A 13495-nucleotide genomic window follows, 5' to 3' on the forward strand; every position below is an offset into this window, starting at 1 on the left:
CTCATACCTCCAATTCGTGATTTTTTGTTTTTGCCGCTTTTTTCTGTGCGGTCTTTTCTTTGTCTGCTCTAAGCTGCGCCCGGATAGAGGGCTTTTTCTCCGGTTCTGTCTGTTTCTTTTCTGCTTTGAGGGCTTCGGCGTATTCTGCAAGGGAAATCTGTCCTCCGGCTTTTGCCTTTTCCTCCAGTTCCGCAGCGGTCGGGGTGTTATTTATCTGCCCGTCAATCATGTTGTAGTTTTGCTCGGTGGTCTGCTCGGCAGTTTTCAGATAGTTTTCCGGTTGCTCTGCGGCAATGGCAAACGCCCGCGTTCCGTTCCCCATAATCAGATATTTTCCGTCGTCGGACTGGTGGTGCAATCCATATCCGGCAGCTTCCATTTGCGCGCGGCTCATGGCGGTTACATAGAAAGTCCCCCTCGGCGTTTTGATTGTTTCGCCTGTTTCCAATTCGTCGGGAATGAGGGCTTTTTCCTGCTCCTTAAAAAACTCCGGTACTTCCTTATAACCGAAGCTGTCTACATAGTGGGCGGTGTCCTGTCCGTTCTGATGAAGCACCACCACGTCGGAAACGGAAAGGCTGTGTCCCTTAAAATCTTTCGGGTGGTCGATATTAAAGCGGGTGTAAATATCTTCAAGGGAAGTCCCTGGCGTAAGAGGTGCGGAATAGACAAGCGCATAGTTTTTCACGTCTACCCGGTATCCTGCGGCAGTCAGACGGTCGTAAGGTTCAAAGCGCAAATCCCTTGTTTCGTCCCCGCCTTTTATCTGGTAAATGGAAAAGGTATCTTTGTCCTGTGGGGCTTCCTGTTCCGGCTGCCCCTGTGCGGGTTGTTCCAGTGCAGCTACCTTTTGCGCCCGGATATGTGCCCGCTGTAACTCGGTCGGCTTTTCCCCGGTAAGAGGTGCAATCGCCTTGATATAATCAGCCGCATAATAGGCGTTACTGGTAAGCTGCCGCTGCCATGCCCCGGCTTTTGGCGACCAACGGAAGCCATTATTTTTTAGGGCTTCCCGCGTGGCTTCGTCCGGCTTATCCTCAAAGAAGATTTGCAGGCGGTTCGCTTCGGTGTTTGCTTCCACCTTGCCGCCGTCAAATTCCCACCCCACAAAACCGATTTCTTTTTGCTGTGAAAGGGATTTGATACGGTCTTTCACGCGCCGGATTTCTGCGCTGTTGTTGGATAACGCCCAAGTCGCAAAGGGCTTGTCCCCTAAATGCCAACTGCTCGCCATGTCTGCTTTTAATTTTTCAAGCTGTTCCGGCGACAAATGCGGGCAGCCGTCAAGGGTCTTATGCTTGCGGTAATAGGCGTTTACAGCTTTCATGGTTTCCTGTGATTTTTCAAGGCTTTCCAGTTTCTTTTCTAATTTCTGTACTGCCTGTGGGTCGTCTGCGCTGATACCGCCCATGCCGGTGCTGCGGATTTTATCAAGAAGCCCCTGTATGTCCTGCCATTCCCGATAATTGCTGTCGCGGGCTGCGTTCTGCTTTTCTTTCTTCCTTGTGAGAAAGTTAGAGCCGCCCGCAATCAGGATAGAGGGAACACGCGCGTCAATCTCATAGCCTTTGTTCATGTTCGCCGCCAGTTTCCGGGCGTAGGTGTCAAGCAGACTGTCGATTTTCTCATGGTACATCGGGTCTACCCGCTGTTTTTGCCTTTCTGCAAGCTGTACGGCTTCATCTACATAATGCCTGTATTCAGCCGTCGCGCTGCCTTGCTTATAATCGGAAAAGCTGTTCATATCCTTTGCACGTTTGGCGGCAGCTTCATTGATAGTGTAATAAGGGGCGGCGGGTGCAGCCTGTTCCGGCTTTGTTTTTTTTTCCTGTACCGGGGCTGTTTCTTCGGGAAGCTCCGGCGCGGCTGCTTCTGCTTCGGGCTGTTTGGCGGCTTCCTGTGCGGGCTGCGCCTGTTCGGTGGTCTGTTCCTTATCCTGTGCCTTTTGGATTTCTGAAAAATGTCCGTCTATGGTATCAATCAGCTTTGCGGCGGTGCTGCGGATTGTTTCAAGAGAGCCTTTCAGTTCTGCAAGTTCTTTTCCGCTGCTCCACCCGGCGATATACCCAAAAGAATAGTCCGACGTATCAAGCCCGTAATGTTGGCAGACAGCATAGGCGACGCTTTCCGCCTGTACCTCGCGGGTGCGGCGGTCGGGGCGTTCCGGCATGGCAAGGGCGGTATCATGCAGCGTGGCGTGGGCGATTTCATGGATTGCGGTCTTGATATTCTGCAATTCGTCCATGCCCTCGTTGATGATGATACGCTTTTCCTCATAATTGCAGCGTCCTTTTACGCCGCCGCTTAGTGCTTCAAATCCCATAGCAAAGGGAGAAGTCTTTTCAAGGGCAGCGAAAAAATCCTTGTATTGTTCCACGTTGCCCGTCAGCTCATAGGTAAGGGCAGGAAGCTCCTTTCCCTCGGTCTGTGAAATATCAAAGACAGATACCACACGAAAGGCGGGTATCTTGATTTCCTTTTCCTCGGTAACAGGTTTCCCGTCCTTATCGAAAACAGGCTTTTGGGTGTCCGGGTCGATTTTTTCCACTTGTTTCTTAACGGTAAACGGGGACGGTGCAAGTATCTTGATAGCTTTTTCTCCGGGCTTTACATGGCGGTCAAATTCCTTTTCCCATTGTTTATAGCCTTTCACAAGATTGCCGCCCTGCATGGCGATAAGGATTGTATTGTTAAGGCTGTAATCATGGAATTTTGACATGGTACGCAGATAATCGGCGTAACGGTCGCTTTCATACAGTCCTAAAATCCCTTGTTCCAGTCGGTCGGTAATCTCTTTCATTTTGTCAGCGGGCTTTTCAGAAGATAGGATAATCGGGAGAACCGGGGGCTGCTCTGTGGCGGCGGTCGGTATGGCTGTGGAAGCGTCAAGGTCTGCCTGTTCCTTTTCCTGTACTGGCGGCTGCGGCGTTACCCGGTATTCCTCCGGCACGTCGCGCCCGTCGTACCATTCTGTAAAGGTGTTGCGGTTATTGTAGATATAGCCCTGTTCGGTAAATCTGCCCCCGTCATTGATAGCAGCGTCCCGCCCGTATTCCTCATACATGAAATATTTTTTTGCTTCTTCGGGCAGCTCCAACTCGTCCAGTTCTTCAATCAAATAACGCCCGTAATCTTCCTCACTCTGTACGGACGGGTAAAGCCAGTAACAATCAAGGTTTTGTGCAAGGTTGATGATGTCCTGCAAGTCCCTTGTATGGTCGCCGTATGCCATAGCTGCAACAAATTTTTCCTGGTCGTCGTCAAACTGCATTTTCAAAAGTTCGCTCAAATAGTTCAGCTCGTCAAGGCTTTCAAGCTCGGTCAATTTTCCTGCCAGTCCTGCAATAGAGGACTGGTATTCTGTGATGTGCAGCTCCCCGTAGTTTTTGCCGTCTATCCCGATACGGTCAAAGACTTCTTTCAAATGCTCGGCAGTCGTGGGGAATGATACCCATTCGCCCGCAGGTCTGCCCTCGGTGTACTTTCCAAGATTAGAAAGATACCCGCTTAAAATCGTTTCTGCCATGCGTTCACTCCTTTCGTTTTCAATCATGCGGTGCATAAGTTCGTAGTCCTCCATGCTCATGCTCCCGTCAAATAGATAGGGGTCGGGTTCTTCGCCGTCCCGGTAGGCTTTTTCAGAGAAAGGTAGCCCCGCAGCGTGGGCGGCGGCTCTTGCTTCCTCGATAAGCTCCGGCGGCAGCCTGTCGTCGTGGGCTTCGATAAATTCCCCGATATTGCTATATCCGTTTTCGTAGTGGCGGCGCACCCCGGCGGTCAGTTCGTCAAGGCTCATATCCTCGCCAAGATAGCCGGAATAATAGCCGTTTACCACAACGGCGGCGGGGTCAGTCTGTTTGATTTCTTCCATGCGGCTTCTGTCCTCCGGGTAGAGGTAGTCGCCTATTTCAAGGTGGAAATATTCGGCGTTCCAAGAACGTCCCGTTTTCCAAAACGCCACCCAAGCGATACCGTCCCTTAATTCTTCTTGATAGTCCTTTACGGTGTCCCGTAAACTTGCCATGTGTAACCTCCTTTCTTCGGTTTCAGAGGGTAAAACCCTCCATAAAACAGAGGGTTTGGGAAACTTCCCAACAAGCAAAAATCCCCGCCGTTCTCGGTAGAGAAAGCAGGGATTTTACGGAAAAGGGTACTCTTTTCCTATGCTTGCTATTCAGTTATTTTTTCTTCGGAAGCTCCACCCGGTAGTTGACATATTTCCCGCCCGTATCAGCCAATACGATAGTTCCGTCGTAGGTTTTGCCCGTCTTTGGGGAATAGAGCTTTTTCACATTTACTTTGCCGGATTTTAAGAGTGCAGCGGCAATTTTGGGGGTAAAGGTTACTTTTCGTTCTTCAAAGAAACGGTCATTTTTCCACATGGTAAAGATACATTCTTTATTGCTGCAATAGTAGTTTTTCTTTCCCTCATAAACAGGAGAACCGCAGCGGGGACAGCTTCCCAACGCTTCCCGTTCCGGCTTGAACATCTGCGCTTTATCATCAGAAAGAAACGGATAGGTCTTTACCAGTTCCCGCGCCATATCCTCGATACCCTCCATAAATGCGGCGGGGTCTGCCTTGCCTTTAGCAATCTGCGTTAGATTGTTTTCCCATTCTGCGGTAAGCTGCGGGCTTGTCAAGGTGTCCGGCAGGACGCACACAAGGTTGATACCGTCCTTTGTGGGAAGTAGCTGCTTGCCTTTTCGCTCCACAAAACCGCCCTTTACCAGTTTTTCAATGACGGCGGCGCGGGTGGCGGGAGTTCCAAGCCCTTTGCGTTCTGCGTCCGGGTCGGTGTCCTCGCTTCCGGCGCGCTCCATAGCAGAGAGCAGCGACGCTTCGTTGTGAGGTTTTGGCGGTGTTGTGTCATGCTCCGTTACCGTTGCCGCCGGATTTTCAAAGGTCTGTCCCTCGGTAAATGGCGGCAGGGTCTTTTCTGTGTTGCTGTCTGCGTCGTCCGTTTCGGGTTTGTTCTTTAAGGCTGCCCTGTATTTTCGGTCAATCTCTTTCCAACCCTCACAAAGAATGGTCTTGCCCCTTGCGGTAAAGGACTGTCCGGCACATTCAAAAACTGCTGTAACCGCTTCAAAGGTATGTAGTGCAGCGGTCGCCATAAGTAGACGCGCCCCTGCAAGGGTAAGGATATTCCTTTCGCTTTCCGGCAGCGCGGCAAGGTCGGACTTTGCAAGCTCCATAGTCGGGATAATGGCATGGTGGTCTGATACCTTTTTACTGTTCAGAGCCTTTCCAAGCTCCGGCGTGAAGTCTTTTCCCGCCATAAAAGAAAATTTCCCACAAAGCAGCTTGATAATGCCCGCCGCTGTGTCGCCCATGTCGTCAGTCAGATAGCTGCTGTCGGTTCTCGGATAAGTAAGAAGTCTTTTTTCATACAGGGCTTGTGCAAGGTCAAGGGTCTGCTTTGCGGTATATCCGAACAGGCGGTTTGCTTCCCTCTGTAAAGAGGTAAGGTCAAAGAGCTTTGGCGGGGCTGCGGTCTTTTTCTCTTTCACAAGGGAAGTGCAGACTGCTTTTGACGTTTCGCAAGCAGCTTTCAGCCTGTCAGCTTCGGAACGGTCAGACAGTTTTTCACTTGCAGCTTCCGCGCCGGATAAGGCAAGGCGCACATGGTAGTATTTTTCTTTCTTGAATGTGGTAATCGCTGCGTCCCGGTCAACAAGCATTTTTAAGGTCGGGGTCTGTACGCGTCCCACGTTCAAGGTGTGGTTGTAAAGGACAGAGAAAAGGCGGGTGGCATTGATACCAATTAACCAGTCAGCCTTTGCCCTGCATAATGCGGAAGCAAAGAGCGCGTCGTATTCCTCGCCGTTCTTCAGACGGGAAAAGCCCTCTTTGATTGCGCTGTCCTCCATAGAAGAAATCCAAAGGCGGCGCATAGGTTTCTTGCAGCCTGCCATTTCATAGACAAAACGGAAAATGAGTTCTCCCTCGCGCCCTGCGTCGCAGGCATTGACGACTTCGGAAACGTCTGCCCGGTGCATAAGCTCTTTTAAGGTCTTGAATTGCTTTTCCTTGTCAGCCGCAACGGTGTACTTCCATTCCTGCGGCAAAATCGGTAAGCTGTCATAGCTCCACTTTTTATACTGTTCCCGATAGGCGGCAGCTTCCGCAAGCCCTACCAAATGTCCCACGCACCAAGAAACGATATAGCCGCTTCCTGTGAGAAATCCGTCTTTCTTTTCCTTTGCCCCAAGTACGGCAGCGATTGTCTGCGCCACACTGGGCTTTTCTGCAATAATTAAAATCAAATATAAGTTCCTCCTTTCGGGTAAAAGAAAAGAGCAACCGATTTTTCGATTGCTCCTACAAATGATTGTATAAAATTGTGCGATATGAAATAGTAAAATAATTTGACAAACTGTAGCTTTCGGTTATAGATTTACAATCATAATATATTCCTCATTATTTTCATCAACAACAGTAAATCCCACTTTCTCGTACATCTTGACTGCATAATTACTTTTCTGAACGGATAAGGATATTTTTGAATATCCAGCCAATTTTTCTACCTGTAATAGTTGTTTCAATAATGAAGTTCCAATGCCTAATCCTCTGTATTTTTTGTGGACAGACATAGCAAGCGATGGAGTATCATTATCAATGTGTCCATAATCATTCATAATTCTTACCCAAATAGCTCCTATTACATTTCCCTGCATTTCTGCAACTAAGGCTTTATCGTGTTTTCGATTTCCAAACTCAACGATATATTCTTGTAATTCTGGACATTCTATTACTGATTTAGGTGGCGGTTCAATTCCTTCTGGAATATAAATCGCTTCGTACAAAAAATCACTTAATAAACAGTATTCTTCACTTCTCATTTCTCGTATTATATAGTCCATAATTTCACTCCAAAGTCCGATTTTACTTAACAATATGTGCTGTGATAATTGTATAACTATATGAATTGATAGTAATTTTGATATTTTCAACTTCGCAATACCAATTTTTACCCTGTTTGTATATATTGCAATTTTTATCCAACACCTTATTTTTGCAATACTCAACAACATCTGCTGTATCTATTTTTAGGTTTCTTTTAATTCTATCAATTCCCATTTCGGTTGTATGAATTTTATCAATATTATCAAGCAATATCTTTTTATCTTCCATTCTTTCTTTTCCTCAACTTCAAATTTGTTTAACTCTGTCATTTCCTATGGTTGGAACAATTATATCATATTCCATATCGCAAGTATATCTTTTTATCGTTCTGTCGGTTGTTTGTTTTCAATCTTTCTGATACAGTACCCCACACAAGGGGACTGTCCCTTATAAGGGCAGGAAGCACAAGCCGGGGGATAAAGAACAGGCGGCGCATTATCACGCCGCCTGTTCGGTTTCTGTATCATCATCTTTTCAAAGGGATTGTCGGTAAACAGGGTCATAGGGTTTCTTCCTCCGTTTCTTCATCTTCGGAAGTTTCCCCGGTATCTGCTTCCGGCTCGTCCTCGTCGTAGTCCTCAAAGTCAAAATCTTCAAGGTCGGTGTTTCCTTTCACGTTCTGCTTCGGTTTTACAAACTTAAAGTAGTAGAACACTGCGCCACCACCAAGCAGCACAAAGAGGACTAAGGCAAGCACCGCGCCGGGATTGCCCCCTTTTTCTTTCGGTTCTTCCGGCTGCTCTGTGGGTGTTGGGGTAGGTTCTTTGCCTGTGCAGCCTGTCAGAGTAGTTGCACATACAGGGCAGGACGTATTTACTTTTCCGGCTTCGCATTTCTCCGTACAGTTGCAGACTTCCGGTTTTTTCGTGGCTTCCCCGGTTTCGGTCAGTGCCATAAGGTCGGCTTCGTCCACTTGATTAAGGAAATGTACGGTCTGTTCCCCCTCGGCTGCCCGGTCAATGAGGATATAGAAATAATTGCCGCCTTTGGTGGTAACAGTGATAAGCTGCTTATTGCCGCCGAAATCGTCCACCAGTGTTGCGTTGCCCTTTGGGGTAAGGGGCGGCGTTTCTTCTTTTTCCTCCACAACTACATTGCTGTCGTTGGTCGCGTCCTCTGTAGGCGGCTCTGTGGCTGTCCCCTGTGCATAGGCAGGGACAGAAAAACCGCCCATAAGGATAAGGGCGGCACAAAGGGCTGTCATGGTCTGTTTGAATTTATTCTTCATCTGCATTTTCCTCCTGTTCTTCATAGTCTGTGGCTGTCATGCCGGGGATAGTATCGCCTTTGAGCATGGCGTTAAGTTCCTGTGGGGTCATACGCATAGCGCGTACAAGCTGCACAATTTCAAGGTTTTCCGCTTCGGTTTTCTGCGCTTCCAGTCCTTTTAATTTGTTTTGATATTCTGTGATTTTCTCGCGGGTCTTTGCGATTTCCTTATTGATACGGTCAATTTTATTGTTTGCCATAAAGTAAATTCTCCTTTCTTTTTGGGGCTGCTTACCAGTTCATCAGCCCATAGCCTTTGATACATTGATAGTTGAGGTCGTAGCTTTTTATCTTGCAGGCGTCGCCGGAATTGCCCTCAACGGTATAGACGCGGCTGCCGTCCCTGCCAAGCACAAGCCCCACATGGTCGGCAACACCGTCTAAATCCCAGTCGAAAAAGATAGCGTCGCCCGGTGCGATATTCTCATAGCCCCGCGCGCCCCATTGTCCCCTTGACTGGAACCAGGGAACGCCTTGCCATTCGCAGCCTGCAAAGCGGGGTTCGCTTTTTCCGGCTTGATTGTAGCACCATGACACAAAGCAGGCGCACCATTCCACGCGGCTGTTAAAGCCGTACCAACTCCAATAGGGGTAGCCGCCCACATTTCCCACTTGCTGCTTTGCAAGCTCCATAAGCTCCGGGTTTCCGGGACGTGTGCCGTTTACAAACTCTACGCCGCTTAAATCCTCGGACGGGCTACCGTCGGGGGAGCCGCCGCCAAAAATCAGCGGTTTGTTGCCCTGTGTCTGTAAGTACACTTTGAACATTTCAAACTGCTGTGGGTTCAGCAGTTCTTCCGCAAGGGAAGCAATCGGCTTGTTTGTCAGTTTCACATTTAAGATACGGTATTCGTATTCTTCCTCGTTGCCCTCCTCGTCGGTGGTGGTGCGTATCTCGATTTCTTCCGTCAGCGTCAAGGTGTACTGTAAGCCGAACAGCCGCTTTAGCTCTGCCTGTGCGCTCTGCGGGGTATAACTCTGCAAAAGGGCAGTCAGATAAGACGCAAGCTCATGTGGGTTATGCCCGATAGTATCAAGGTCATAGCGGTATTCATCATAGCCGCTGTGGGTGCTTTCGATAGCGTCAATCTCACTTTGCAGCTCGTTTTCCATTGCGGCATAGCTCTGTTCCGTTGCCACAAGGTCGATGTCCTCGGACGTGTAGGAAGTCCCTAACACGCTGTTCATGCTGCCGGAAAACATTGCCCCACAAGAGGAAAGCCCTACCGATACCATGATGAACAGAAGCAGCGCGGTGATAGCGATTATCACGCCTGCCGGGTGTCGCCCTGCAAAGGCAGCCGCTTTTTTTGCTGCTGTTTGGGACGCTCCGGCGGCTGCTTTGGCGGTAGCTGCGCCGCCTTTCTTTACCGTCTTTGCATACTGGCGTTTGATTTTTTGTTTCTGCATGAACCGGGAAAAGGGATTACTTGTAAGCTGCGGGTTTTCCTGCAAGGCTTTGTGATACTGGAAATTGACGTTTGCCTTAAACGCTGCCCGTTCTGCCTTTGCCGCTTCCCGGTAGGGTTTCAGCTTATGGCTGCGGTAGCCCTGTTTTAGTTTCTGCGTCCCGTACCTTGCGCCGCGCTCGGCAAGTTCCTCCGATTTGTGCGCGCCCTCCACGCCGGAATTGTCTTTCTCGACGCTGTGGATTTTGTTGTGAACAAAAATACCCGCTTCCTGCGCGGGGCGGGATAACGGATTATTGTGGGGTTTGCCGCCGGGTAGGGGCTTTTCCTGTTCCTCAAAGTGAAGCCGGGTCTTTGCCTTTCCGGTGGCTTCCTCAAAGGTGCGCTCTTTTACCAGTTTCTTCTGCTTCGGGAGAGCTGCCTTTGCCGCGTCCAGTTTGTCGGCTGCTTTTTCTGATTTTTTGATGTAAGTTTCCAGTTCCGGCGTTGCCCGTTCCTCGTCGGTAAACTGCAAGCGGGAAGTGGAAGTACGCAAAACGGTAGCTTCCTGCGCTTTCTTGACTGCCTTTTTGCTTGCCTTTCGGGTATGGGCTGCGTCAAGGTGTTCCATGACGCGCTCTGCGGTAGCGGTGTCCGGCTGTGAAAAGTTGCTGTCTGCTTCCCGGCTGCTGATACGCTCGGCGGTCTGCTGTGTTTCGTTGACTTCCACCGCACCGTCGCGGGTCATTTTCTGTGTGATTTTATCGCGTGGTTTTAACTGTTTCATAGGCTGCTCACTTCCTCCGGCTTCGTCGTCATAATGCGGTAAAGCTCGGTGTCTTTCGGGAAATGGTCTACAAAGGGCAGCACCACATTTCCGTAAAAGATAAGTCCTTCGCCTGCTTCGGTGTGGGTTACATATTTCATCTGCTGTGGGCTGATATTTAGCTGCTTTGCAAGGATAGCCCGGTCGCCCTGCGCCTGATTGAGCATGAGGACAAAATCAGAGTTTTCAAAGATATTTTCCACCTCGCGGGAAGCAAGCAAGTCCTTGATGTTCTGCGTGATAGCTGTGGGTATCTGTTGTGTGATTAGCGGACAGTTTTTTATCTGTCCCTCCGGGGCTTTCGCCCATTTTCAGCGGTATGTCTGTTCATACCCGGCATAGCATATCTTTTTATCCTGCGGTTTATGCCGCAGACCGAAACGATAGCGGAGCCTCGTGGGGCTGTTATATTCCCGGCTATTGCAAACCGGGGGTCAAGCCCTATGCGTTGCGTGTGTATCAAGTATTACCTTGACACTTCCACTCGGATTAGGATTGCAAAACCTTTCCCGTTTTCTTCTCCGCTGATATTCTTAACCGTTCTTTTCGGCTTCGGTTAAGACGGCATACACAATCCCCATTTGCAAGATTGTAGGGACTGTGCCTGTTTACCTCCCCATTTTCTAAAACGCTTCCAAATCTCCACACTGTAAGCGGCGGTCTGTTCCTCTTTTAAGAGCAAATGAAATTCGTCCATATAGTAGCGGGTAGATTTCTTTTCTGCCCGGTTAATGGTAACGCGGTTCCATATCTGGTCTTGCACAATGAGCATACCTAATTTTTTGAGCTGTTTTCCAAGCTGCTTAATATCAAAGCAGACAAGGCGGTTAGAAAGTTCCACGTTAGTTCTGTGGTTGAACACGTTAAGACTGCCGGAAACATACAGTTCCAACGCCGCCGCAATACGGGCAGCTTCCGGCTCCGGCTGTTTTAACAGCTCGTCGTAAAGGTCGCCCAAAATAGGCATTTTTTCCGGTACAGGGTCAGCAAGATAGTCCCGGTACACATTCCTTACGGCGCGGTCAATGACGGTCTTATCAACGGGCTGCAAGCCCTCCTTGCCGCCAATGACAAGCTCGCAGAGGGACAGGATAAAATCACTTTTCAGTGCAAGGGGGCTGTCGTCCTCGCTGTAATTAAGGTTCATATCCATAGGGTTCACATACTGGGGCGTACCGTCCATGCCTTTCCCGGTCGGGGATAATCGTATCACTTGCCCGCCAAGCCGCTTTACAAGGGCAAAATACTCGGCTTCCGGGTCGCAGATAAAAATATCGTCGTCGGTAATGAGAAAGGCATTTGTGATTTCCCGCTTTGCCGCAAAGGATTTTCCGCTGCCCGGTGTTCCCAAGATAAGCCCGTTGGGGTTTTTAAGCTGCTTGCGGTCGCAGAGTATCATGTTATTACTTAAAGCGTTCAGCCCGTAATAAAGGGCAGCCCCGGTCTGAAATAGCTCCTGTGTGATGAACGGAATAAAAATAGCGGTGCTGCTCGTCGTCAAACCTCGCTGAATAGGGATAAGGTTCTCCCCCAAAGGGATAGAGGACATCAGCCCCGCTTCCTGCTGATAGTCAAGACGGGTCAAGGCGCAGTTGTATTTCTGTGCAATGCCCGCCGCCGCGAAAATGTCATTTTCCAGTTTCCGCTTCGTGTCTGCCATGTTTACCACAAGGAACGTGAGAAGAAACATTCGCTCGTTGCGGCTCTGTAAATCCTGCAATAAATTCTTTGCTTCATTTCCGAAAGTGGCAAGGTCGGACGGGAGTATGTCAATATCGTAACCGCTTCTAACCGCTTTTTTCTGTTCCTCAATCTTCATCTTGTCAAGGTCTGTGATTTTGCGCTTAATGGTCTTGATTGCTTCCGACTGGTCGATACTTTTAATGTGGAGATTGACAATAACCCCTGTTTCCAAGTCCAACATATCCGCTAAGATACGGTCGTTTAGCTCCGGGGCAAGGATTTCAAGGAACGATACCGCCCCCGTCTTTTTCCCCATAGCAAAGTAGCGTCCCTCCCTGAACTTGAAAGAGGACGGGGCGATAAAGTCCTTTGTGGTAAGCCCCGTCGGGGTCAGCCAGTCATAAGAGAATGAGAACGGCTCGCCTGCCGGGTGGAATACCCCATGCAGCACCTTTAAGCGTTCATAGCCCGATAAGGGGTGCGCCGATACGCCAAGCACCTTGAAATTGTTGAGTACGTCGGTTTCAATACGGGAAAGCCGCGCCCTTGCTGCCGCCGGATTGTCCGCTTCAATGGAAAACGTGATGTACTTGTGCTTTACAAGCCCGTTGTTCCCTTTGGCAAGCTGCGCTTTCAGCATATCGGAATACTCGGTGCGGATAGAGTTAAAATCGTCGTTTTGCGGCGGGATATGGATTGCCCGCGCTGCCTGTTCCTGCTGTGAGCCTTGATTGATGAAAGAAAGCTGCACGTTCACGCTCGCGTCAAAGTAGTTGAGGAAATCGCACCAGTTTTCAAAAATGGCGGTCTTATCATCTGCCTGTGCAAGCTGATAGTTGATGTCCTCAAAAGCAATGCTTTTTGAATATTTCCGCTGTGCCACTTTGCAGATACCGTCCGGGTACATGGCAAGATAGGGAATGGTCTGCTGTGCGGTGTGGGCTTTCCCGTCCCCTTTTGCCTGCCGGATAACCGCCGCTATCTGTTTCTTTTCCGCGCGGGTCAGCTTACGCTTGTTTCCTGCGGTTTCCCGCGTCTTTTTTGTCTGTCCTTTTGACAATCGCTGATACCTCCTTTTCTAATGCCCGCTGTTTCTCCAAAAGTGCATATAGGTTTTCCGTCTGATACGGTCGCACTTTGGGGCGGGTCAATTTTGTCTGAATGATGTTCTTTATAACCACTTCAAGGGGCTGTCCATGCTTTTCATACATGGCAACCAAGAAGCAGGGAAGCATGACGACAATCATTGCCATTGCCGCAAGGCTCGTCCCTGCGCTGTCTTTGAGCAAAAAGAAAAGCGGCAGTCCCATAAGAAGTGCCACTGAAAAACAAAGGATTTGCCGCTTTGTCAGATTGAAAGCGACTTTTGTTTTGACTTTGGATAAGTCTTTGGGTACAGGTACATACGCCAAGAAAAAAC

Annotated in this window: 9 protein-coding genes and 1 pseudogene; all 10 read right to left on the minus strand. The window is 49.2% G+C overall.

Annotated elements, in window-relative coordinates; translation table 11 throughout:
* Window position 1: 1 nt before the first annotated feature.
* On the minus strand, window positions 2-4024 hold the full coding sequence (locus CDIF1296T_RS09510; RefSeq protein WP_018112823.1) for an antirestriction protein ArdA: 4023 nt from the start codon (window positions 4022-4024) through the stop codon (window positions 2-4).
* Window positions 4025-4178: 154 nt separating this feature from the next.
* Complete coding sequence (locus CDIF1296T_RS09515) at window positions 4179-6269, minus strand: DNA topoisomerase 3 (RefSeq protein ID WP_018112824.1); 2091 nt, start codon at window positions 6267-6269, stop codon at window positions 4179-4181.
* Between the two features lie 123 nt (window positions 6270-6392).
* Window positions 6393-6866: a GNAT family N-acetyltransferase gene (locus CDIF1296T_RS09520; protein ID WP_009905261.1), complete on the minus strand. Its 474-nt coding sequence runs from the start codon at window positions 6864-6866 to the stop codon at window positions 6393-6395.
* Between the two features lie 22 nt (window positions 6867-6888).
* Window positions 6889-7137, minus strand: coding sequence for a DUF3781 domain-containing protein (locus CDIF1296T_RS09525; RefSeq protein WP_005921256.1), 249 nt, complete (start codon window positions 7135-7137; stop codon window positions 6889-6891).
* 271 nt (window positions 7138-7408) lie between these two features.
* Window positions 7409-8137 (minus strand): DUF4366 domain-containing protein, encoded by a 729-nt coding sequence (locus CDIF1296T_RS09535; RefSeq protein WP_018112826.1) that lies wholly within the window; start codon window positions 8135-8137, stop codon window positions 7409-7411.
* A complete protein-coding gene (locus tag CDIF1296T_RS09540; RefSeq protein ID WP_018112827.1) occupies window positions 8127-8378 on the minus strand; it encodes a DUF4315 family protein in 252 nt (83 codons plus the stop codon). Before CDIF1296T_RS09540 ends, CDIF1296T_RS09535 begins: the two co-directional genes overlap by 11 nt.
* A 31-nt stretch (window positions 8379-8409) precedes the next feature.
* Window positions 8410-10353: a CHAP domain-containing protein gene (locus tag CDIF1296T_RS09545; RefSeq protein WP_018112828.1), complete on the minus strand. Its 1944-nt coding sequence runs from the start codon at window positions 10351-10353 to the stop codon at window positions 8410-8412.
* Window positions 10350-10646, minus strand: a pseudogene (locus CDIF1296T_RS09550) (VirB4-like conjugal transfer ATPase, CD1110 family); the annotation flags it as partial. The gene CDIF1296T_RS09545 and the pseudogene CDIF1296T_RS09550, both read right to left, overlap by 4 nt.
* A gap of 302 nt (window positions 10647-10948) precedes the next feature.
* The gene (locus CDIF1296T_RS09555) at window positions 10949-13135 is read right to left on the minus strand and encodes a VirB4-like conjugal transfer ATPase, CD1110 family (RefSeq protein ID WP_018112830.1); all 2187 of its coding nucleotides are present in this window, start codon (window positions 13133-13135) and stop codon (window positions 10949-10951) included.
* Window positions 13083-13487, minus strand: coding sequence for a PrgI family protein (locus tag CDIF1296T_RS09560; RefSeq protein ID WP_018112831.1), 405 nt, complete (start codon window positions 13485-13487; stop codon window positions 13083-13085). The genes CDIF1296T_RS09555 and CDIF1296T_RS09560 overlap by 53 nt, the downstream gene beginning before the upstream one ends.
* Between the last annotated feature and the right edge of the window lie 8 nt (window positions 13488-13495).

Origin of the sequence: Clostridioides difficile ATCC 9689 = DSM 1296 (genome assembly GCF_001077535.1) — a bacterium.
In the GTDB taxonomy this organism is placed as follows: domain Bacteria; phylum Bacillota; class Clostridia; order Peptostreptococcales; family Peptostreptococcaceae; genus Clostridioides; species Clostridioides difficile.

Excerpts from the sequence above, each read along its gene's own strand:
- CDIF1296T_RS09510 (WP_018112823.1), bottom strand. The coding sequence starts at position 4,024 with ATGGCAAGTTTACGGGACACCGTAAAGGACTATCAAGAAGAATTAAGG.
- CDIF1296T_RS09520 (WP_009905261.1), bottom strand. The coding sequence starts at position 6,866 with ATGGACTATATAATACGAGAAATGAGAAGTGAAGAATACTGTTTATTA.
- CDIF1296T_RS09525 (WP_005921256.1), bottom strand. The coding sequence starts at position 7,137 with ATGGAAGATAAAAAGATATTGCTTGATAATATTGATAAAATTCATACA.
- CDIF1296T_RS09535 (WP_018112826.1), bottom strand. The coding sequence starts at position 8,137 with ATGAAGAATAAATTCAAACAGACCATGACAGCCCTTTGTGCCGCCCTT.
- CDIF1296T_RS09540 (WP_018112827.1), bottom strand. The coding sequence starts at position 8,378 with ATGGCAAACAATAAAATTGACCGTATCAATAAGGAAATCGCAAAGACC.
- CDIF1296T_RS09545 (WP_018112828.1), bottom strand. The coding sequence starts at position 10,353 with ATGAAACAGTTAAAACCACGCGATAAAATCACACAGAAAATGACCCGC.